Origin of the sequence: Bacillus sp. SIMBA_008 (assembly GCF_046535495.1) — a bacterium.
In the GTDB taxonomy this organism is placed as follows: Bacteria; Bacillota; Bacilli; order Bacillales; family Bacillaceae; genus Bacillus; species Bacillus subtilis.
In genome coordinates this window covers 1-279 of sequence record NZ_JAWRWL010000310.1, presented here as the reverse complement: position 1 = coordinate 279, position 279 = coordinate 1, and the positions used below count along the sequence as shown (strand labels likewise).

Below are 279 nucleotides of genomic sequence, written 5' to 3'. Positions count from 1 at the left end.
ATTTTTTAAAGTAACGATGCACTTTCGTTCGATATGCTCTCCATTTTTCTCCATTCTACACTGGCTATCATCTTTTTTATATTCTATTGCTTCTACCCCTGTTTTTCCTGCGTAGTACCATGTTTTATTCAATGTCTGGAGGATGTTATTTAAAATAAACGGCATCATTAAAATCAAAATACTAATGCCTACTACTTTTATCTTATTCATTTTTCTAAATGTATTAGATTCCTTTTTCTCTAACCATTTTACAAATAATATAAATGCGATTACATGTAG

General features: G+C 29.4%; 1 pseudogene. It reads right to left on the bottom strand.

Features of this window, described 5'->3' with window-relative positions:
- A pseudogene (locus tag SB658_RS23345) lies at positions 1 to 279 on the bottom strand (ABC transporter permease); the annotation flags it as partial.